Source organism: Zobellella sp. An-6, assembly GCF_052487945.1.
Map to the genome: position 1 here is coordinate 2,721,668 of NZ_CP199259.1, position 18,772 is coordinate 2,740,439.

The 18,772-nt window shown below is 63.6% G+C and carries 19 protein-coding genes; 8 read left to right on the forward strand and 11 right to left on the reverse strand.

Annotation, left to right across the window (positions count from 1 at the left end; all coding sequences use genetic code 11):
- Positions 1-51: 51 nt before the first annotated feature.
- A complete protein-coding gene (gene fdhA / locus ACT7DK_RS12615; protein ID WP_096778904.1) occupies positions 52-1,251 on the reverse strand; it encodes a formaldehyde dehydrogenase, glutathione-independent in 1,200 nt (399 codons plus the stop codon).
- A gap of 412 nt (positions 1,252-1,663) precedes the next feature.
- Here fdhA and betI point away from each other — a divergent pair, with 412 nt between their 5' ends.
- From betI to ACT7DK_RS12635, 4 genes are all read left to right on the forward strand, one after another.
- Positions 1,664-2,266: a transcriptional regulator BetI gene (gene betI, locus ACT7DK_RS12620; protein ID WP_445399655.1), complete on the forward strand. Its 603-nt coding sequence runs from the start codon at positions 1,664-1,666 to the stop codon at positions 2,264-2,266.
- The gene (betB, locus tag ACT7DK_RS12625; protein ID WP_445399657.1) at positions 2,257-3,720 is read left to right on the forward strand and encodes a betaine-aldehyde dehydrogenase; all 1,464 of its coding nucleotides are present in this window, start codon (positions 2,257-2,259) and stop codon (positions 3,718-3,720) included. Before betI ends, betB begins: the two co-directional genes overlap by 10 nt.
- A gap of 14 nt (positions 3,721-3,734) precedes the next feature.
- On the forward strand, positions 3,735-5,417 hold the full coding sequence (gene betA / locus ACT7DK_RS12630; RefSeq protein ID WP_445399659.1) for a choline dehydrogenase: 1,683 nt from the start codon (positions 3,735-3,737) through the stop codon (positions 5,415-5,417).
- Between the two features lie 82 nt (positions 5,418-5,499).
- A complete protein-coding gene (locus ACT7DK_RS12635) occupies positions 5,500-5,766 on the forward strand; it encodes a DksA/TraR family C4-type zinc finger protein (RefSeq protein ID WP_445399661.1) in 267 nt (88 codons plus the stop codon).
- A gap of 289 nt (positions 5,767-6,055) precedes the next feature.
- Here ACT7DK_RS12635 and ccoG read toward each other — a convergent pair whose 3' ends face one another.
- The 3 genes from ccoG to ACT7DK_RS12650 form a co-directional block, all read right to left on the reverse strand.
- Positions 6,056-7,444 (reverse strand): cytochrome c oxidase accessory protein CcoG, encoded by a 1,389-nt coding sequence (gene ccoG / locus ACT7DK_RS12640; RefSeq protein ID WP_445399663.1) that lies wholly within the window; start codon positions 7,442-7,444, stop codon positions 6,056-6,058.
- Positions 7,445-7,594: 150 nt separating this feature from the next.
- Positions 7,595-9,004 carry an aminotransferase-like domain-containing protein gene (locus ACT7DK_RS12645; protein ID WP_445399665.1) on the reverse strand — a complete coding sequence of 470 codons (1,410 nt, stop codon included), beginning with the start codon at positions 9,002-9,004 and terminating at the stop codon, positions 7,595-7,597.
- The gene (locus ACT7DK_RS12650) at positions 9,005-9,565 is read right to left on the reverse strand and encodes an acyl-CoA thioesterase (protein ID WP_445399667.1); all 561 of its coding nucleotides are present in this window, start codon (positions 9,563-9,565) and stop codon (positions 9,005-9,007) included.
- Between the two features lie 214 nt (positions 9,566-9,779).
- Between ACT7DK_RS12650 and tyrR the strand changes: the two genes are divergently transcribed.
- The gene (gene tyrR, locus ACT7DK_RS12655; protein ID WP_445399669.1) at positions 9,780-11,336 is read left to right on the forward strand and encodes a transcriptional regulator TyrR; all 1,557 of its coding nucleotides are present in this window, start codon (positions 9,780-9,782) and stop codon (positions 11,334-11,336) included.
- 304 nt (positions 11,337-11,640) lie between these two features.
- Here tyrR and ACT7DK_RS12660 read toward each other — a convergent pair whose 3' ends face one another.
- The 6 genes from ACT7DK_RS12660 to ACT7DK_RS12685 all read right to left on the reverse strand — a co-directional run bounded on the left by ACT7DK_RS12660 (position 11,641) and on the right by ACT7DK_RS12685 (position 15,336).
- Positions 11,641-12,288 (reverse strand): DUF799 domain-containing protein, encoded by a 648-nt coding sequence (locus ACT7DK_RS12660; protein ID WP_445399671.1) that lies wholly within the window; start codon positions 12,286-12,288, stop codon positions 11,641-11,643.
- On the reverse strand, positions 12,285-12,644 hold the full coding sequence (locus ACT7DK_RS12665) for a DUF4810 domain-containing protein (RefSeq protein WP_445399673.1): 360 nt from the start codon (positions 12,642-12,644) through the stop codon (positions 12,285-12,287). Before ACT7DK_RS12665 ends, ACT7DK_RS12660 begins: the two co-directional genes overlap by 4 nt.
- 16 nt (positions 12,645-12,660) lie before the next feature.
- A complete protein-coding gene (locus ACT7DK_RS12670) occupies positions 12,661-13,332 on the reverse strand; it encodes a CsgG/HfaB family protein (protein WP_445399675.1) in 672 nt (223 codons plus the stop codon).
- A gap of 330 nt (positions 13,333-13,662) precedes the next feature.
- Positions 13,663-14,034 (reverse strand): diacylglycerol kinase, encoded by a 372-nt coding sequence (locus ACT7DK_RS12675; protein ID WP_445402346.1) that lies wholly within the window; start codon positions 14,032-14,034, stop codon positions 13,663-13,665.
- Entirely contained in the window at positions 14,028-14,765 is a 738-nt protein-coding gene (gene lpxH, locus ACT7DK_RS12680; RefSeq protein WP_445399677.1) for a UDP-2,3-diacylglucosamine diphosphatase, read from the reverse strand. The genes ACT7DK_RS12675 and lpxH overlap by 7 nt, the downstream gene beginning before the upstream one ends.
- Before the next feature lie 73 nt (positions 14,766-14,838).
- On the reverse strand, positions 14,839-15,336 hold the full coding sequence (locus ACT7DK_RS12685; RefSeq protein ID WP_445399679.1) for a peptidylprolyl isomerase: 498 nt from the start codon (positions 15,334-15,336) through the stop codon (positions 14,839-14,841).
- A 147-nt stretch (positions 15,337-15,483) separates the two neighbouring features.
- Here ACT7DK_RS12685 and cysS point away from each other — a divergent pair, with 147 nt between their 5' ends.
- The 3 genes from cysS (at position 15,484) to ACT7DK_RS12700 (ending at position 17,885) form a co-directional block, all read left to right on the forward strand.
- The gene (gene cysS / locus ACT7DK_RS12690; RefSeq protein WP_445399681.1) at positions 15,484-16,863 is read left to right on the forward strand and encodes a cysteine--tRNA ligase; all 1,380 of its coding nucleotides are present in this window, start codon (positions 15,484-15,486) and stop codon (positions 16,861-16,863) included.
- A gap of 109 nt (positions 16,864-16,972) precedes the next feature.
- On the forward strand, positions 16,973-17,260 hold the full coding sequence (locus ACT7DK_RS12695) for a hypothetical protein (protein ID WP_445399683.1): 288 nt from the start codon (positions 16,973-16,975) through the stop codon (positions 17,258-17,260).
- 259 nt (positions 17,261-17,519) lie between these two features.
- The gene (locus ACT7DK_RS12700; protein ID WP_445399685.1) at positions 17,520-17,885 is read left to right on the forward strand and encodes a hypothetical protein; all 366 of its coding nucleotides are present in this window, start codon (positions 17,520-17,522) and stop codon (positions 17,883-17,885) included.
- 29 nt (positions 17,886-17,914) lie between these two features.
- Here the strand turns inward: ACT7DK_RS12700 and ACT7DK_RS12705 are convergent, their stop codons facing one another.
- On the reverse strand, positions 17,915-18,730 hold the full coding sequence (locus tag ACT7DK_RS12705) for an ion transporter (RefSeq protein WP_445399687.1): 816 nt from the start codon (positions 18,728-18,730) through the stop codon (positions 17,915-17,917).
- Positions 18,731-18,772 lie beyond the last annotated feature (42 nt).

Sequence of the window (18,772 nt, forward strand, 5' to 3'; positions counted from 1 at the left end):
GCGCAGGCGGGGGTCCATCGGGGCGGGCCAGCGGTGCCCGCCGAAACAGGCTCAGGCCGCGACCATGCCGTGGGGGTCTATCACGAATTTCTTCGCCACGCCGCCGTCGAAATCGGCGTAGCCCTGCACCGCCTGATCCAGGGAGATCACCTGCACGTTCACCGCCTTGGCGATCTGGACCTTATCAAAAAGTATGGCCTGCATCAGGGGACGGTGGTACTTCATCACCGGGCACTGGCCGGTGTGGAAGGAGTGGGACTTGGCCCAACCCAGCCCGAAGCGCATGCTGAGCGCGCCCTGCTTGGCCGCCTCGTCCGCCGCACCCGGATCCTCGGTGACGTACAGGCCGGGAATGCCGATCTGGCCGCCGGCCCGGGTCAGCTGCATGGCCGAGTTGAGCACGGTGGCCGGCGCTTCCTTGCCGTGGTTGCAGCCGCAGGCATGGGCCTCGAAGCCGACGCAGTCGACGAAGGCGTCCACTTCCCGCTCGCCGAGGATGGCCTCAATCTTGTCTTCCATCGAGCCGTCTTCGCGCAGGTCGATGGTCTCGCAGCCGAAGCTGCGGGCCTGGGCCAGGCGGTCCGGGTTCATGTCGCCGACGATCACGCAGGCGGCGCCCAGCAGCTGGGCGGAGGCGGCCGCGGCCAGGCCCACCGGGCCGGCGCCGGCGATATAAACGGTGGAGCCCGGGCCGACACCGGCGGTCACACAGCCGTGGAATCCGGTGGGGAAGATGTCCGACAGCAGGGTGAGGTCGCGGATCTTCTCCAGCGCCTGGTTGGGATCCGGGAACTTCAGCAGGTTGAAGTCGGCGTAGGGCACCATCACGTATTCGGACTGGCCGCCGACCCAGCCGCCCATGTCCACGTAGCCGTAGGCGGCGCCGGGACGGGCCGGGTTCACGTTCAGGCAGATACCGGTCTTGCCTTCCTTACAGTTGCGGCAACGGCCGCAGGCGATGTTAAAGGGCACCGAAACGATGTCGCCCACCTTGAGGAATTCCACGTCGCGGCCGCATTCGATGATCTGGCCGGTGATTTCATGGCCCAGCACCAGGCCGGAGGGTGCCGTGGTACGACCGCGCACCATGTGCTGGTCGCTGCCGCAGATGTTGGTGGACACCACCTTGAGGATCACCCCGTGGTGGCAGGCCCTGTTGCCCAGAGACAGCTCGGGGAAGGCGATGGACTGGACCTCGACCTTGCCGGGACCGGTATAGACCACACCCCTGTTACCGTGTATCGCACACATGTTCAGCATCCTTCTTGCTTGACGGGTTTGACGCCCGGCGCCGGGCCGGAACGTGCCGAGCCGGGAGGTCGTGTCACCTCCTCCGGCAGGCTCCCAGTAGACTGCCGAAACCCTTTTGCAACATTGCTGATTAAGACACCGACTTGTCAAAACAAGACATCACGGTCGTTAACAGCATAGTAACCCGGTCCTTTCTCCGGCCGGCTCCCAACGCCAGACTAGGGCAGAATGGCATAATGTTAAAATTGTATTAATTAATGGCTGCATTAAGAAAGCCTATTACCGCGGCGCGCCACCGGAAAAAGCAGGCGCCCCGGTGACTGGTCTGCTCACTTCGTCGGCAGATTTCGCTTGATCATTTCGAAAACTGTCCTTAGGCTTATTTTTATTGAACGTTCAATTAATAAAAATTATGCCTATTACCGGAATCAAGGATACCCGCAGGAAACAGCTGATCGACGCCACCCTGGCCTCGGTGGCCGAGTACGGCCTGCAGAACACCACCATCAACAGCATCAGCCGGCTGGCGGGGATGTCGTCGGGCATCATCAGCCATTACTTCGGCGGCAAGCAGGAGCTGATTGAGGCCACTGTTCGGCAATTGCTGGACGAGCTGAAGCAGGCGCTGCTCAGCCGCGCCAGCGCCGACATCGCCCCGCAGCAGCGGCTGCTGCGGATAGTGGAAGCCAACTTCACCGAGTTCCAGCGCTCGCGCCCGGCCACCAAGTCGTGGCTGAGCTTCTGGGCCCAGGCCATGCACGACCCGCGCCTGGCCCGGCTGCAACAGGTGAACAGCCAGCGGCTGATCAGCAACCTGCGCTATTCCTTCCGCCCCCTGCTGGGACCGGAGCAGGCAAGGATTGCCGCCCGCCAGACCGCCGCCCTGATCGACGGCTTCTGGCTGCGCAGCGCGCTCAGCACCGAGCCGGACCGGGACTTCCGGGAAGGCGAACAGCTGTGCAAGAAATTCATCACCGACCTGCTACGGCAGCATGGAGTGAACGCATGTCATTGACGATATACCAGAATTTTATCGACGGCCGCTATGTGGCCAACGAATCCGGCGATACCTTCACCGTGGTCAACCCCGCCACCGGCGAGGTCATCTATGAAGTGGAAGTGGCCGACGAGCTGATCAAGGAGCAGGCCATCGCCTCCGCCCGCCGCGGCTTCGCGCAGTGGTCGGCCATGACCGGCATGGAGCGGGCCCGCATCCTGCAAAGGGCCGTGGCCCTGCTACGCGAGCGCAACGACGAGCTGGCCCGCATCGAGGTGCTGGACACCGGCAAGCCCTGGCAGGAAGCTTCGGTGGTGGACGTGGTCACCGGCGCCGACAGCATCGAGTTCTTCGCGGGGCTCGCCCCGGCCATCGAGGGCAACCAGCAGAGCCTCGGCGGCGATTTCTACTATACCCGCCGGGAGCCGCTCGGCATCTGTGCCGGCATCGGCGCCTGGAACTACCCGCTGCAGATCGCCTGCTGGAAGGCCGCCCCGGCGCTGGCCTGCGGCAACGCCATGATCTTCAAGCCCTCGGAAGAGACCCCCCTGGGGGCGCTCAAGCTGGCCGAGATTTTTATCGAGGCCGGGGTGCCCGCCGGGGTGTTCAACGTGGTGCAGGGCGACGGCGCCGTGGGTGCCTGGCTGACCCAGCACCCGGACATCGCCAAGGTGTCCTTCACCGGCGAGGTGGGTACCGGCAAGAAGGTGATGGCCGCCGCCGCCGGCTCGCTGAAGGAAGTGACCATGGAGCTGGGCGGCAAGTCGCCGCTCATTATCTTCGACGACGCGGATCTGGACGACGCCGTTTCCGCCGCCATGCTCGGCAACTTCTACACCCAGGGCGAGATCTGCACCAACGGCACCCGGGTGTTCGTGCATAACGACATCTACCCGGCCTTTATGGAGCGGCTGCTGGCGCGCACCCGCAACAACATTGTGGCCGGCGACCCGCTGGATCCGGCCACCAACTTCGGCGCCCTGATCTCCAAGGCCCACTACGACAAGGTGCTGGGCTATATCCAGAAGGGCGTGGAAGAAGGCGCCACCCTGATCCACGGCGGCGAAGCCCTGCGCCCGGCCTCGGCCCCCAACGGCTACTTCGTGGCGCCCACCATCTTCACCGACTGCCGCGACGAGATGACCATCTGCCGGGAAGAGATCTTCGGCCCGGTGATGTCGGTACTGACCTTCGAGGACGAGGAAGAGGTAGTGGCGCGCGCCAACGACACCGACACCGGCCTGGCCGCCGGCGTCTTTACCAAGGACATCCGCCGGGCGCACCGGGTCATCCACCGGCTGCAGGCGGGTATCTGCTGGATCAACGCCTACGGCGCCTCCCCCGCCGAGATGCCGGTGGGCGGCTACAAGCTGTCCGGCATCGGCCGGGAAAACGGCCTGGCCACCCTGCATCACTACACCCAGCTGAAAGCGGTGTACGTGGGCATGAACAAGCTGGAAAGCCCGTTTTGATTCGAGGTAACGCAATGGATAACGTATTCGACTATATCATCGTGGGCGCGGGCTCCGCCGGCTGCGTGCTGGCCAACCGCCTCACCGAGGACGGCCAGCACAAGGTGCTGCTGCTGGAAACCGGCGGCAGCGACAAGAGCATCTTCATCCAGATGCCCACCGCCCTGTCCATCCCCATGAACACCAAGAAGTACGCCTGGCAGTTCGAGACCGAGCCCGAACCCTTCCTGGACAACCGCCGCATGCACTGCCCGCGCGGCAAGGTGCTGGGCGGCTCTTCCTCCATCAACGGCATGGTCTACGTGCGCGGCCACGCCCGCGACTTCGACGAATGGCAGCAGCACGGCGCCGAGGGCTGGGACTACGCCCACTGCCTGCCCTACTTCAAAAAGGCCGAAAGCTGGGCCTTCGGCGGCGACGACTACCGCGGCGACCAGGGGCCGCTCGGGGTCAACAACGGCAACCGGATGCAAAACCCCCTGTACCAGGCCTTTGTGGACGCCGGGGTCGAAGCCGGCTACTTCCACACCGCCGACTATAACGGCCGCCAGCAGGAGGGCTTCGGCCCCATGCACATGACGGTAAAGAACGGCGTACGCTGGTCCACCGCCAACGCCTACCTGCGCCCGGCCATGGGCCGCCCCAACCTGACCGTGGTCACCCATGCCCTGGTGCACCGGGTGCTGCTGGACGGCAAGCGGGCGGTGGGCGTGCGCTATGAGCGCAACGGCCAGGTGCAGGAGGTGCGGGTCAGCAAGGAGGTCATCCTCAGCGCCGGCCCCATCGGCTCGCCGCACCTGCTGCAGCTCTCCGGCATCGGTGCCAAAGAGACCCTGGCCGCGGCCGGCATCGAGCTGAAGCACGAGCTGCCCGGGGTGGGCGAGAACCTGCAGGATCACCTGGAGTTCTACTTCCAGTTCCGCTGCAAACAACCCATTTCGCTCAACGGCAAGCTGGATTGGTGGAACAAGTTCCTGATCGGCAGCCGCTGGCTGCTGAAGAAGGACGGCCTGGGCGCCACCAACCACTTCGAGTCCTGCGGCTTTATCCGCTCCAGGGCCGGGGTGGAATGGCCCGATCTGCAGTACCACTTCCTGCCCGCCGCCATGCGCTACGACGGCCGCGAGGCCTTCGCCGGCCACGGCTTCCAGGTGCATATCGGCCACAACAAGCCGAAGAGCCGGGGTTTCGTGAGGGTGGCCAGCGCCGATCCCAAGGCCGCACCGCGCATCCGTTTCAACTACCTGGAGCACGAGGAAGACCGTGAAGGCTTTCGTGCCTGCGTGCGCCTGACCCGGGAGATCATCAACCAGCCGGCGATGGACCCCTACCGGGACGCGGAAATCCAGCCCGGCGAACAGATCAAAACGGACGAGGAGATCGACGCCTTCGTGCGCCGGTCGGTGGAAAGCGCCTACCACCCCTCCTGCTCCTGCCGCATGGGCACAGACCCGCTGGCGGTGGTGGACCCGGAAGCCAAAGTGCACGGCATCAAGGGCCTGCGGGTGGTGGATTCCTCCATCTTCCCCACCATTCCCAACGGCAACCTCAACGCCCCCACCATCATGGCGGCGGAGCGGGCCGCGGATCTGATCCGGGGCAAGGCGCCGCTGGCTCCCTCCACCGCCGAGGTGGGCATGGACCAAGAGTGGCAGCGCCGCCAGCGGGCGGGCAAACCGGCCCGGGTGCCGGACTGATGTTTTTGCTACCCGGCGCACAGCACCGCCGGGTAGCCGGTGCCAAGATGGCGTACGGTCCAGCAAGAGCAGGGGAAACACCATGGCCGGAGGATGGGCACGGGACGGTGCCGTGCAGGAGCAGATAGACGCCAGTGTGGAAGAGGCGGTGCAGAATGCCCGCAGTCGGCTCGCTGCCGGCGACAGCCTGAGCCAGTGCGAGGAATGCGACGCCCCCATTCCCGAGGCCCGCCGCCGGGCGGTGCCGGGGGTGCGGCTGTGCATCGACTGCCAGGCCGGTCAGGAAAAATCACGTCAGGGTCGTGACGGCATCAACCGTCGCGCCAGCAAGGACAGTCTGCTACGCTGAGCCGCCACGTCGGGAGTCCATGCGGGTCTGCAGACCCTGGCACCGTGGCCCGGACCGGTGTACCCTGCCCTGGATGCCCGCCTGCGCGGGCAAGACGGAGTTAAGTATCACTCCCGCCTCCACCTCGTCACTCCCGAAGGCGGGAGTCCAGTGCAATATTTCATGGATCTCCGCCTTCGTAGATGACGACGGTTGGACAGCGGTGATAAAGGGAAATATCTGGCGAAAAATCAGGTGATGGACTTTGCCATCAAACTGAGGGCCCGGTGGGCCCTTTTGTTGCCTCCCCTCACCTTCCCCCGCTGAAGAACCGGCTTTCGGTGCGCACCTCGGCCTGGCCGTCGCCGGCCACGAAGGTCACCGCCTGCATATGGCCGGGCAGCCGGTAAGGGTCGGCGGCAAGGCTGACCGGCAGGCTCAGGCTTTCGCCGGGCGCAACTTCTATCTCCTGCTCGCCCAGCCAGCGCAGGGCGTCCGCGCCTTCCACCCGCAATTGGTAATGCCGATGCTGCTGGGTCTTGTTGGCGAGCTTGAGGGTATAGCTGTTCTCAACCTGCCCTTCGGCCGTTTCCCGGTACAGCTGGTTGCGATCCCGCAGCACGTCCAGCGCCAGCGGCGGTCGGCTCAATACGGCGTAGGCCAGCAGCCCCAGCGCGAGACCCATCATCAAGCCGTAGCCCAGCAGCCGGGGCCGCCGCAGCCGGCTCTGGCCCCCGGCCAGCTCCCGCTCGCTGGCGTAGCGGATAAGCCCGGGGGCATAGCCCATGCCGCTCATGGTCTGATCGCAGGCATCCGCACAGGCACCGCAGTTGATGCACTCGTACTGCAGGCCGTCGCGGATGTCGATGCCGGTGGGGCAGACCTGCACACAGAGGTGGCAGTCGATGCAGTCTCCCAGCCCCAACTGTTTCGGGTCGGCCTTGCGGGCGCGCGGCCCCCGGCTTTCGCCCCGGCGGGCGTCGTAGGTGACGGTCAGGGTATCGCGGTCGAACATGGCCGACTGGAAGCGGGAATAGGGACACATATGGGTGCACATGATGGCGCGCATCCAGCCCGCGTTGAGGTAGGTGCACAGGGTGAAGAACAACACCCAGAAGCTGGTCCATGGGCCGGCGGAGAACGCCAGCAGGCCGCTGGCCAGCTCGGTCGCCGGCACGAAATAGGCGACAAAGGTCACGCCGCTCAGCAGGGCGATCAGCAGCCAGACCAGGTGCTTGCCGCCCTTGCGGGCGACCTTTACCGGGCTCCAGGCGGCCTGGTCCAGCCGGCGGCGCTGGTTGGCGCTGCCCTCGAACCGCTCCTCCACCCAGATGAACCAGAAGGTCCATACCGTCTGCGGGCAGAGGTAGCCGCACCACACCCGCCCTAGCAAGGCGGTGACGAAGAACAGGGCGAAGGCCGCCACCATCAGCAGCAGCGCCAGCAGGGTCAGATCCTGGGGCCAGATGGTGGCGCCGAACAGATGGAAGCGCTGTTGCTCCAGATCCAGCCATATCGCCTGCCGGCCGTTCCAGCGCAGCCAGGGGCCGGCCAGGAACAGCAGCATCAGCGCCCAGCCCAGGCGTTGCCGCCAGCGCTGCCAGCGCCCTTGCTGGGCGCGCACATAGACATGGCCCTGGTCGATGGGCCGTACGGGCGTGGTACAGGTCTTGACGTCAATCCGGGAAGAAGTATCCATAAGGCTCACATTGCTCGGTTGGAACAGGCGGGTCGAACGCCCGCCACGACCGGGGCAGTAGAGCATGGGAGCAGACGGCGCAACATAAACAGTTGGCCGCAGATGAACCATAACAGTTGCGGTCTGTGAGCCGGTTTACATAACGGCGGACTAGGCCAGCTGTTCGCCGATCAGTTCCGCCAGCCGGCGGATGGCGGCGTCGCTGCGGGCATTCCAGGGCAGGGAGGCATTGAGCCGCAGGCAGTGCCGGTAGCGCTCATCGGTGGCGAACATGCGTCCCGGTGCTATGGTGATGCCCTCCGCCAGCGCCCGCCAGTACAGCCGGGTGGTGCAGACCGGCGCCGGCAGCTCGATCCACAGGAAGTAACCGCCTTCGGTGCCATGCAGCCGGGCCGAGGGCGGAAAGGCCCGCTGCACGGCCCGGCAGAAGCGCTGTTTGCGCTGCGCCAGGGTGCGCCTCAGGGTATGCAGGTGCTTGTCGTAGTGGTGGCCGGCGAGGTAGTCGGCCAGGGCCAGTTGCATGGGCGCGCTGGTGGACAGGGTGCTCATCAGCTGCAGCCGCTGCACGGCCTCGGCCTGCCGCCCCGCCGCCACCCAGCCGATGCGCATGCCGCTGCCCAGGGTCTTGGAGAAGGAAGCGCAGTGCAGCACCCGCCCCTCTTCGTCCCAGGCCTTGACCGGCAGGGGCGGCTCGTCCCCGGCATACAGCTCGCCGTAGACATCGTCCTCGATAAGGGCCACGTCGTGCTCGGCCAGCAACGCCAGCAGCCGCTGCTTCCGGGCCGCCGGCAGGGTACCGCCCAGGGGATTCTGGCAGTGGCTCATCAGCCAGCAGGCCTTGACCGGGTAACGCGCCAGGGCCTCGGCCAGGGCATCCGGATCCATGCCTTTCTGCGGATCCGTGGCCACCGCCACCGCCTTCAGCCGGTGCCGTTCCAGCGCCTGCAGGGCGCCATAGAAGGCGGGCGACTCCACCGCCACCCAGTCGCCGGGCGCGGTCAGCGACTGCAGACCGAGGTTGAGCGCTTCCAGCGCCCCCGAGGTGATGACGATTTCATCGGGCGACACCGTCATGCCCCGGGCCGCATAGCGGCGGGCGATGGCACGCCTGAGCTCGATACGACCCGGGGGCAGGCTCACGCCGGTGCCCAGGCTGCGCAGTTGCCGGGCCACCCGGCCGAGGGAGCGGGCCAGTTGCTGGCGGGGAAAGAGCGACGCGTCGGGAAAGGCGGAGCCCAGGGCGACGCAGGCCGGATCGTCCCCGGCCTGCAGCAGCTTGAAGATAACGGCGTTGATATCGACGCTTTCCGCCGGTTGCAGCAAGGGCGGCGGGGGCTGAGTGGTGCTTGCCGGCGGCTCGGCCACGAAGTAGCCGGACTGGGGCCGGGAACGGATCCAGCCCTCGCTTTCGAGCAGCTGGTAGGCGCTGAGCACCGTCATCAGGCTGAGCGCCGTGCGGCGCGCGCTTTCCCGCAGGGAAGGCAGCCGGTCTCCCGGCTGCCAGGCACCGGCCGCGATCTGGCTTTGCAGCTGCCGGGCCAGTTGTTCGTACTTGGTCACTCAGCCGCGCGCCAGCTGGCAGTTCTCCCCCTTCAGCTCCGCCATTTCCTGTCCCACGCTCAGGGCCTGGCGGATATCGGCGATCTCCTGCTGGTGGGCACGACGCAGCTTCTTGCGCAGCTTGCCCATCACGAAGCGGCGGATTTCCTCCTCGCTCTCGAGGACAAGACCGGGCACGGCGACGGGCTTGCGGGTTTCCTCGTCCAGCGCCACCATGGTGAAATAGGAGGTGTTGGTGTGCTTGACGATGCCGTTTTTGAAGTCTTCCGACACCACCTTGATGCCCACTTCCATCGAGCTCTTGCCCACGTAGTTGACCGAGGCGTACAGGGTGAGCAGCTCGCCCACCTCCACCGGGTTGACGAAGTCCACCGAGTCCACCGAGGCGGTCACGCAGTAGCCCTTGGCGTGGGTGGCGGCGCAGGTGTAGGCGATTTTGTCCATCAGCGACAAAATCACTCCCCCGTGCACCTTGCCGCCGAAATTGGCGTAGGAAGGGACCATCAGCTCTTTAAGGATGACCTGGGACGACTCGACCGTTCTGAAACCCGCTTCGTTCATTGCTTCACCTGATTTGTTCTTGATTCCGGATACTCCGCCTTCCCGCGCACCGGGAAAGGCGCTTAAGGATGTCCGAGCCGGCCGCCGGCGTAAACCGTTTGCGGCCGAAAAAGCCGATTTTTTTACGCCGGCCCCCCTGTCCGCCCGGCCGGGGCTCGTATCGCCAACGGCTGTAAGGTATTATTTACAGCCCGATATGGCTCAAGACTGCACCATGCGCTTAAAAGTTACCTGTGAAGACCGCCTGGGCCTGACCCGGGAGCTGCTGGACATACTGGTGGAGCACCAGATCGATCTGCGCGGCATCGAGATCGACATCAGCGGCATCATCTACCTGAACTTCCCCACCCTGGATTTCTCCGCCCTGCAGCACCTGATGCCGGCCATCCGTCGCATTCCCGGGGTATTCGACGTCAAGACCATCACCTGCATGCCCTCGGAGCGGGAGCACAACGCCATCATGGCCCTGCTCAAGGCGCTGCCCGACGCCGTGGTGGCGGTGGACACCAAGGGTCGCATCACCCTGGCCAACGACGCCGCCTGCGCCCTGCTGGCCCAGCCCCAGCCGCAGCTGCTGCAGCAACCTCTGGGCCCCCTGCTCAGGGGCGTGTACGTGGGCCGCTGGCTGGAGCAGGCCGAGCCGCAGCCGCTCAGCGAAAAGGTCACCATAGACCACGAGCCCTACCTGGCCGACTTCCTGCCCATCTGGGTGACGGAAGAGTCCGGCGGGCAGAGCCTGGCCGGCGCCGTGGTGGTGTTCAAGTCCGCCTACCGGGTGGGCCAGCACTTCAAGGTGATGCGCAGCCGGGAAAGCGGCCATTTCGACGGCCTCATCGCCCAGAGTCCGGCCATGAGCGAGCTGATCCGGGAGGCCCGTCGCCTGGCCACCCTGGACGCGCCCCTGCTGATCCAGGGGGAAACCGGCACCGGCAAGGAGCTGCTGGCCCGGGCCTGCCATAACGCCAGCCTGCGCGGTGAAGGGCCCTTCATCCTGCTCAACTGTGCCGCCATTCCCGACGAGGCGGCGGAAAACGAGCTGTTCGGCTATGCCCCGGGCGCCTTCGGCAACAATGCCCAGGGCAAGCGCGGCGTGCTGGATCAGGCCAATGGCGGCACCCTGGTGCTGGACGAGATCGGCGAAATGTCGGCGTGGCTGCAACTCAAACTGCTGCGGGTGCTGCAGGACGGCGTCTTCCGCCGCCTGGGCGACGAGCAGGAGGTGAAGGTGGACATCCGCTTTATCTGCACCACCCAGCAGGATCTGGCCGGACTGGTGCAGGGCGGCCGGTTCCGCCGGGATCTGTTCTACCGGCTCAACGTGCTCAACCTGCACCTTCCGCCCCTGCGTGAGCGGCAGAAGGACATCCTGCCCCTGACCCAGCACTTCTGCACCCGCTTCGCCGCCGAGCTGGAACGGCCCCGCCCCCGCCTGTCCCGGGCCCTGGCCGACTATCTGCAGCATTATCCCTGGCCGGGCAACGTACGCCAGCTCAGGCACAGCCTGTACCGGGCCATCAGCCTGCTGGAGGGGGACGAACTGGATCTGGCCCAGCTGTCATTGCCGGAGCAGAACGGCCTGCAGGGGCTGGACGCCCTGTGCGAAGGCTCACTGGAGGAGGCGGTGAAAGGCTTCGAGCGGATACTGCTGGAGCGGCTCTATCCGGAATACCCCTCCACCCGCCAGCTGGCCAAACGGCTCAATATCTCCCACACCGCCATCGCCAACAAGCTCAAGGATTACGGCATCGGCAAGCACAGCCGGCAGAAGTGAGCCACCCCGGCGCTACCTGTAGCCGAGAGCCCGGGCACCGTGGGAGGAAGAGCGGCCGGAGGCGTTGCCTTCGGCCTGCTTAACAAGCGCCCGCCACACGGCTGAAGCCGTGTCTGCCACTCCCGGTCACTCCCGCGAAGGCGGGAGTTCCAGCGCAAACTGTCATGGATCTCCGCCTTCGCGGAGGTGACCAGGGTTAACCAACCGCGTTGAAATGAAAATATCTCTCTAAAAATAGGAGGATGGACTCTATCAATAAACCGACCGTACCCGATGTCGGGTACGGCCGTGATATGCCACCCATTTACTGGGCAAAATGCGGAGAGCGGGGCCCGTAGAGAATGCCGTTGGGCATGCCCGCCGACAGCAGGCGGGCGCTGGTGATTCCCGAGATCTGGTGTCCTTTGTCGGTCAGGGTATTGGCAATCTGCTCGATCACCGCCTGGACCATCATCCCGATCAGGCCACCGGAGTTGGAGTTCTGCTCGCTGCTGGAGGCGGTCGCCTTGCCGGACCAGAGTTGCCGCCCCGTTCTGAGGTCGACCAGGCGGGCGCTGGCGGTAACCCGGGTGTCGCTGCTGATGATCATATAACTGGTGCCATATTCCTCGACGTCGATATACAGCACGGCATCGGCACCGAAAATCTGGTGCAGCTTGTCCAGGGAAACCTGATGAATGTCTTCCGGGTTGACCAGGCCGTTCTGCCGGAAGGTTTCATCCACCACCGCCACGGGAAAAACGTAATAGCCGGATTCCGCCAACGGATAGGTCACCTGGGATAACAGGCTGTAGCTGGCCTTGACGTCGGGCGACTGGTTTGCCGGCGGCAACACCAATATCGACTTGGGCTTGGCCTCTTTAAACGCCGCATAGTCATAAGCCTCGGGCGCGGCACAGCCCGCCAGTATCGCCGCGACAAGCAACAGGAGTGGATACCGTATCCGTTTCATTGCAGGGTGTCCTTGTTCTGTTTCAGCAAAAAGTCCATAAACACCGCCGACTCGGGGAACAGGCGTTTCTCTGTTGCAAACTGTTCGAGCGCCTGCTGCTCCCTCCCGCTGTTGGCATAAAGTAATCCCAGGTGGGCATGTAAACCGGGAGCAACCCGGCGATCCTTCGCCCTCGCCTTTTCAATGCTCTCTTCCAGTTCGGCGACCTGCTCGTCCAGATTGTTGTTATCCGCCTGGTAATACTGATAGACCGACGGTTGATAACCATCCCACTGATACAGCGTGGTCGGTCCGGTACAACCGGCAAGCACAACGGCTGCCGTGAGCAGTGCATAGGTAAAGTGTTTCTTGTGCATTCTCTCTTCCTGCCCCTTACTGCACCGGATCCCAGGCACCCTGCTCGACGCCGGCCACCAGATTATTGACCGCCTCACGCACGGCCAGGTCCAGTACCTTGCCGTTCAGGGTCGAGTCATAGCCGGCGGTCCCGCCAAAGCCGACGATTTCACGGTTGGACAGGCTGTATTCGCCGGCGCCCTGGGTGGAAAAAACCACCTCCGAGGTATGCACATTCACCACGTTCAGGTTGACCTTGGCATAGGCAATCTGTGACTTGCCCCGACCCAGAATACCGAACAGCTGGTGATCCCCGACCGCCTTGCGGCCAAATTCGGTGACATCCCCGGTGATGACATAGTCGGCGCCTTTCAATGCCTGCGCCTGGCCTTTAATACCGGCTTCGGCTTTTATCTCCCGCATATTGGTCCTGTCCAGCACATTGAAACGGTTGCTCTGCTGCAGGTGCGTGACCAGTATGGTGGTGGCCTGATTGCCCAGCCGATCGACACCATCCGAAAAAATACCGCGATGAAAACTGGAGCGGTTTTCAAATTTACCAACGGAGATGGGGCTGCGAACACCCTGGTACTGGCTGCCATATGAATTTACTTTTTCCACCGCCAGCGAGCGGGAAGACTCGGTTGCACAACCGCTGGCCAGGGTGGCAGAAAGCAGGGTGGCACATACTAATGCTGTTCTTTTCATTATCACCGTCTCTTTTGATTGAAAAACGAACACGAATAGGATTGGAAAGACATCCGCGAGCAAGCCGGCGAGATTCTATTTCAAGCACAAAAAGAGTAGAAGCAATATCGGCACCGCTGCGGATGCCATGCTGAGAATAACGTCGGCAAGCAAGTTTCTTGTTACGAAGATAAAGCGGTGGGCCTGCTCGTGATCGGATTAAATAGCGGATCCTAATAGTGCTACAGCGACCGGGCCCCGCGTCGGCGCAGGCGTCGCCGCGATATTCAATAACGGCCCGGTACCGCGACAAATGGGATCCGATGTGCGAGCCCGCCCGGGCTCGGCTTTTCAGAAGGTGTAATCGATCAACACCAGTACCCAGGTCAGGATCGCCAGCAGCAGGGTCAGCAGCACGGCGGCCGAGCCCATGTCCTTGGCGCGGCCGGCCAGTTCGTGGTGCTCGGGGCCGATGCGATCCACCACCGCCTCCACCGCCGAGTTGAGCAGTTCCACCACCAGCACCAGCACCAGGCTGCCGACAAGCAGCACCCTGGCCACCAGCCCCACCTCCCACCAGATGGCCAGGGGCAGCAATACCGCCGCCAGCCAGCATTCCTGGCGAAAGGCCGCCTCGTTCCGATAGGCGCTCTTCAGGCCCTGCAGCGAATAGCCGCCGGCGGAGATGATGCGGGACAAACCTGTTTTGCCTGGTTTCATGATAGCTCCTCGAAGGCCCTGCTCTGCAATTCCACACCCTGGGGGCCGACCGCCAGCACACTGTCCTGGCTGTACCAGTCGCCGAGCACGATGCGGCGGGCCGGCCGGCCGGCCAGGGAAAAGTCGTGGATGGCAGGCCTGTGGGTATGGCCGTGGATCAGCCGCCGTACGCCCGCCTCCGCCATCTGCCGTTCTACTTCGGCCTGGTTCACGTCCATCACCTGCATCATCTTGTCCTGCTTGGACTGGGCACTCTTGCCGCGGATGCCCTCGGCGATCCTGAGCCTGAGTGTAAGCGGCAGCCGCAGGAACAGCCACTGCAACCAGGGCCAGCGGGTAATACGGCGATAGCGCTGGTAGCCGGCATCCTCGGTGCACAGGGTGTCGCCGTGCATGATCAGGGTGGGCTCGCCGTACAGCTCGATCACCTGGCGCTCGGGCAACAGTGTCATGCCCGCTTCCCGGGCGAAACGACGTCCGACCATGAAGTCCCGGTTGCCGTGGATAAAGTAGACGGGCGTGCCCCGCTCACTGCAGGTGCGGAAAGCCGCCGCCACCTGCCGGTTGAGCGGGCTCTGCTCGTCGTCGCCAATCGAGAACTCGAACAGATCGCCCAGCACATAGAGGGCTTCGGCGTGCACCGCCTCCTTCTCCATAAAGCGCAGGAAGGCGGCGGTGATATCGGGACGACCGGCGCTCAGGTGCAGATCGGCGATAAAGAGGGTACGGGGCATCGATGACGGTTCCTGAAGACTAAAGACAACAATGCCCGCCGAGGCGGGCATTGCTTCAAACGGCCGGGTGGCCTTATTCGCCGACGGTCACGCCGGTGATCAGCACGTCGTCCACCGGCACGTCCTGGTGCATGTAGCCACGGGTCCCGGTGGCCACGCCCTTGATCTTGTTGACCACGTCCATGCCCTCGACCACTTCGCCGAACACGCAGTAACCGTAACCCTGGGAGGTGGCGGACTTGAAGTTCAGGAAGTCGTTGTCGTTGACGTTGATAAAGAACTGGGCGGTGGCGGAGTGGGGCTCCATGGTGCGGGCCATGGCGATGGTGCCCACCTTGTTGGCCAGGCCGTTGTCGGCTTCGTTCTTGACCGGCGCACGGGTCTTCTTCTCCTCGAAGCCGGGGCCGTAACCGCCGCCCTGGATCATGAAGCCGTCGATCACCCGGTGGAACAGGGTGTTTTCGTAGTGGCCGTCACGGCAGTATTGCAGGAAGTTGGCAACGGTGTCGGGGGCCTTGTCGGCAAACAGCGTCAGGGTGATGTCGCCGTAGGTAGTGTGCAGTGTGACCATAATCGTGTATCCGGTAAATGAAGTTCAGAAACGATTTTAACGCATGGCGCCGCTTTAGCGAACCCCTGCCGCCCACGAGGCTTGCACCGGATGGCCATTAAAGGTTCAATACGCACAGACTGACACTCACCACCAAGACCCTGGATCATGCTGAAAATCTACAATTCCCTTACCCGACAAAAAGAAGAATTCAAACCCCTGGTGCCCGGCAAGGTCGGCATGTACGTCTGTGGTGTGACCATTTACGATCTCTGTCATATCGGACACGGCCGGACCTTCGTCGCTTTCGACGTGGTCACCCGTTACCTGCGTTACCTGGGCTACGACCTGACCTTTGTGCGCAACATCACCGATATCGACGACAAGATCATCAAGCGCGCCGCCGAAAACGGCGAAAGCTGCGATGCCCTGACCGAGCGGCTCACCCTGGAGATGTACCAGGATTTCGATGCGCTCCATATCGCCCGCCCCGATATCGAGCCCAAGGCGACCCAGCACATCTCCGATATCATCGATATGGTGGAAACCCTGCTCCGGGACGGCCACGCCTACGTGGCCGACAACGGCGACGTGCTGTTCGAGGTGAGCAGTTTCGCGGACTACGGCAAGCTTTCCGGCCAGAACCTGGAGCAGCTGCAGGCCGGCGCCCGGGTGGAAGTGGAGCAGGCCAAGCGCAACCCGCTCGACTTCGTGCTGTGGAAACAGTCCAAGCCCGGCGAGCCGAGCTGGGATTCGCCCTGGGGGCCGGGTCGGCCGGGCTGGCACATCGAGTGCTCGGCCATGAACGGCAAGCACCTGGGCAAGCATTTCGATATCCACGGCGGCGGCTCGGATCTGCAGTTTCCCCATCACGAGAACGAAATCGCCCAGAGCTGCTGCGCCAACCACAGCCCCTACGTCAACACCTGGATGCATTCGGGCATGGTGATGGTGGACCAGGAGAAGATGTCCAAGTCGCTCGGCAACTTCTTCACCATCCGCGACGTACTGAAGCATTACGACGGCGAGACCGTCCGCTACTTCCTGCTGTCCGGCCACTACCGCAGCCAGCTCAACTACTCGGACGACAACCTGAACAAGGCCCGGGCGGCGCTGGAGCGCTTCTATACCGCCCTGCGCGATCTGCCGCCGGTCGAGGCCCGGGGCGGCGAGGAGTTCGTGACCCGCTTCCGGGCGGCCATGGACGACGACTTCAACACCCCCGAGGCCTATTCGGTGCTGTTCGATCTGGCCCGGGAGATCAACCGGCTCAAGGGCCAGGACGACGCCGCCGCCGCCGGCCTGGCCGGCCGCCTGCGCGAGCTGGCCGGGGTGCTGGGCCTGCTGACACAGGATCCAGAGGCTTTCCTGCGCGGAGAAGCGGGCAGCAACGACGACGTGACCGAGATAGAGCGGCTGATCCAGGCCCGCCTCGATGCCCGCAAGGCCAAGGACTGGGCCGCCGCCGACGCCGCCCGGGACCGGCTGACCGCCATGGGCATAGTGCTGGAAGACGGCCCCGACGGCACCCGCTGGCGTCGCAAGTAACCGCCCTCGCCACCGCATATTGAAAAATCCGCCATGGGCACCATAATGGGTGCCCTGTTTTTATCCTGCCCCCAGCGGGCCCTGGGACAGAGTTTAAGGAGCCTCGGAAATGAAAAAGTTGATTCCGGCCGCCCTGCTGGCGGTCCTGGTCGGCATCGTCGGCTGTGAAGAGAAAGACCCGGCCGCCGATATCGGCGACAATATCGACCAAGTGATGGAGCAGGCGGCCTCCCAGCCCGAGCCGGTGCTGGATGAAAATGCCGCCGAAGAAACGACACCGTCGCCGGAAGCGCTCGAGCAGCAAAAAGAGCAGTTTCAGCAGGCGATAGAGGGCGCATCCCGGGAAGCGGAAGATCGCCTGAACGAGATCATGGAAAAGACCCTGGATCAGGAATAAGGGGATTCACCCTTATTCCCTCCTATCTCCCGCCGGGGATGACAATCCCCGTCATATCAACGCTCGATTCCACCGTACCACTTGCGTCACCGGCCTTCGCAGCATAACGCAACCAATTGATATAGCTTGAAATTTACTTATCCCACCCGATTTTTACCGCACCGGCTCCCCTACCATTTGGACTGAAGCTAAGCTATTACTGATAGAGCAAAAACACAAAAGCGGCCCCGGCCGCCATGCAATCTAGCGAGGAACCGATATGAAGAAGTCATTGCTTAATGTTCTGCTGTTTACCTCTGTTACCGCCTTAGGCCTGGCTGCCTGTGACAACCAGGGGCCCGCCGAGCAGGCCGGTGAGAACACCGATGAGGTTATCGAAAATGTTCAGGAGCAGGGCGAACAAATGGCCGATGACGCCACGGAAGCGCTGGATGTAGAGCAGCAGGGAACCATGGAAGAGCTGGGTGAACAACTGGATGACGCCGCCGAGGGTGCCATGGATGCCGCCGAGGGTGCCATGGACGCAGCCGGCGAACAGGCCGCGGAAATGGAACAGGCCGTGGATGACGCCGCCGCCGAAGCCGAGCAGAAACTGAACGAACTGATGGAAGAAGACAACCAATAACCCCTGGGGAGCCCTGGCTCCCCTTCTTTTTATCTCTCCTTTTCCATTTCCCCACCGCAATACTTGCAGTAACGGGCATCCCCGTCGTGGCCGCCACGATCGCATTGGGGACAATGACGCAGGTCATATTCCCGGCGCATCTCCCGTCCCAGCTCGGCGGTAATGATGCCGGTGGGCACCGCGATGATGGCGTAGCCCATCAGCATAGTCACGGCGGCGATGCCCCGGCCCAGCGCGGTCTGCGGGGTGATGTCGCCGAACCCCACCGTAGTGATGGTGACGATGGCCCAGTAGATGCTGGTGGGAATGCTGGTAAAGCCGTGCTCAGGCCCTTCCACCACATAGAGCAGGGAGCCGAACAGGGTCACCAGGATGAAGAGCGTGCTGAAAAACACGATGATCTTGCGCCGGCTCTGGTTGAGTGAACGCAGCAGGGTATTGGCCTCGTTGACATAGCGCATCAGCTTGAGGATACGGAAGATGCGCAGCACCCGCAGCAAACGGATCACCATCAGGAAGCTGGCGCCGGGTATGAAGAGCGCCAGGTAGGTCGGCAACGCCGCCAACAGATCGATGATGCCGTAAAAGCTCTTGATATAGGCGGCCCGGTTCTGGGCGCAGTAGATCCGCAGGCCGTATTCGAGGGTGAACAGCAGGGTAAAGCCCCATTCCAGCCCATAGAGCAGGCCGCCAAACTGCGCCCGCACCGACCCCATGGAATCCAGGAACAGAACGGCGATGGACAGCAGTATGGTGATGATAAGGGCGATGTCGAAGCGGCGTCCCGCCGGGGTCTCGGTGCCGAAAATCACCGTATAGAGCACATCCTTGTCGGGCCAATGCATCGGCGCCTCCTCGGCTGTTCGGGGTTCCGGGCAGGAGCCCGC

Bases quoted from the DNA above. Each gene is read 5' to 3' on its own strand.
- fdhA (WP_096778904.1), bottom strand. From the start codon at position 1,251: ATGTGTGCGATACACGGTAACAGGGGTGTGGTCTATACCGGTCCCGGC.
- betI (WP_445399655.1), top strand. From the start codon at position 1,664: ATGCCTATTACCGGAATCAAGGATACCCGCAGGAAACAGCTGATCGAC.
- betB (WP_445399657.1), top strand. From the start codon at position 2,257: ATGTCATTGACGATATACCAGAATTTTATCGACGGCCGCTATGTGGCC.
- betA (WP_445399659.1), top strand. From the start codon at position 3,735: ATGGATAACGTATTCGACTATATCATCGTGGGCGCGGGCTCCGCCGGC.
- ACT7DK_RS12635 (WP_445399661.1), top strand. From the start codon at position 5,500: ATGGCCGGAGGATGGGCACGGGACGGTGCCGTGCAGGAGCAGATAGAC.
- ccoG (WP_445399663.1), bottom strand. From the start codon at position 7,444: ATGGATACTTCTTCCCGGATTGACGTCAAGACCTGTACCACGCCCGTA.
- ACT7DK_RS12650 (WP_445399667.1), bottom strand. From the start codon at position 9,565: ATGAACGAAGCGGGTTTCAGAACGGTCGAGTCGTCCCAGGTCATCCTT.
- tyrR (WP_445399669.1), top strand. From the start codon at position 9,780: ATGCGCTTAAAAGTTACCTGTGAAGACCGCCTGGGCCTGACCCGGGAG.
- ACT7DK_RS12660 (WP_445399671.1), bottom strand. From the start codon at position 12,288: ATGAAACGGATACGGTATCCACTCCTGTTGCTTGTCGCGGCGATACTG.
- ACT7DK_RS12665 (WP_445399673.1), bottom strand. From the start codon at position 12,644: ATGCACAAGAAACACTTTACCTATGCACTGCTCACGGCAGCCGTTGTG.
- ACT7DK_RS12670 (WP_445399675.1), bottom strand. From the start codon at position 13,332: ATGAAAAGAACAGCATTAGTATGTGCCACCCTGCTTTCTGCCACCCTG.
- lpxH (WP_445399677.1), bottom strand. From the start codon at position 14,765: ATGCCCCGTACCCTCTTTATCGCCGATCTGCACCTGAGCGCCGGTCGT.
- ACT7DK_RS12685 (WP_445399679.1), bottom strand. From the start codon at position 15,336: ATGGTCACACTGCACACTACCTACGGCGACATCACCCTGACGCTGTTT.
- cysS (WP_445399681.1), top strand. From the start codon at position 15,484: ATGCTGAAAATCTACAATTCCCTTACCCGACAAAAAGAAGAATTCAAA.
- ACT7DK_RS12695 (WP_445399683.1), top strand. From the start codon at position 16,973: ATGAAAAAGTTGATTCCGGCCGCCCTGCTGGCGGTCCTGGTCGGCATC.
- ACT7DK_RS12700 (WP_445399685.1), top strand. From the start codon at position 17,520: ATGAAGAAGTCATTGCTTAATGTTCTGCTGTTTACCTCTGTTACCGCC.
- ACT7DK_RS12705 (WP_445399687.1), bottom strand. From the start codon at position 18,730: ATGCATTGGCCCGACAAGGATGTGCTCTATACGGTGATTTTCGGCACC.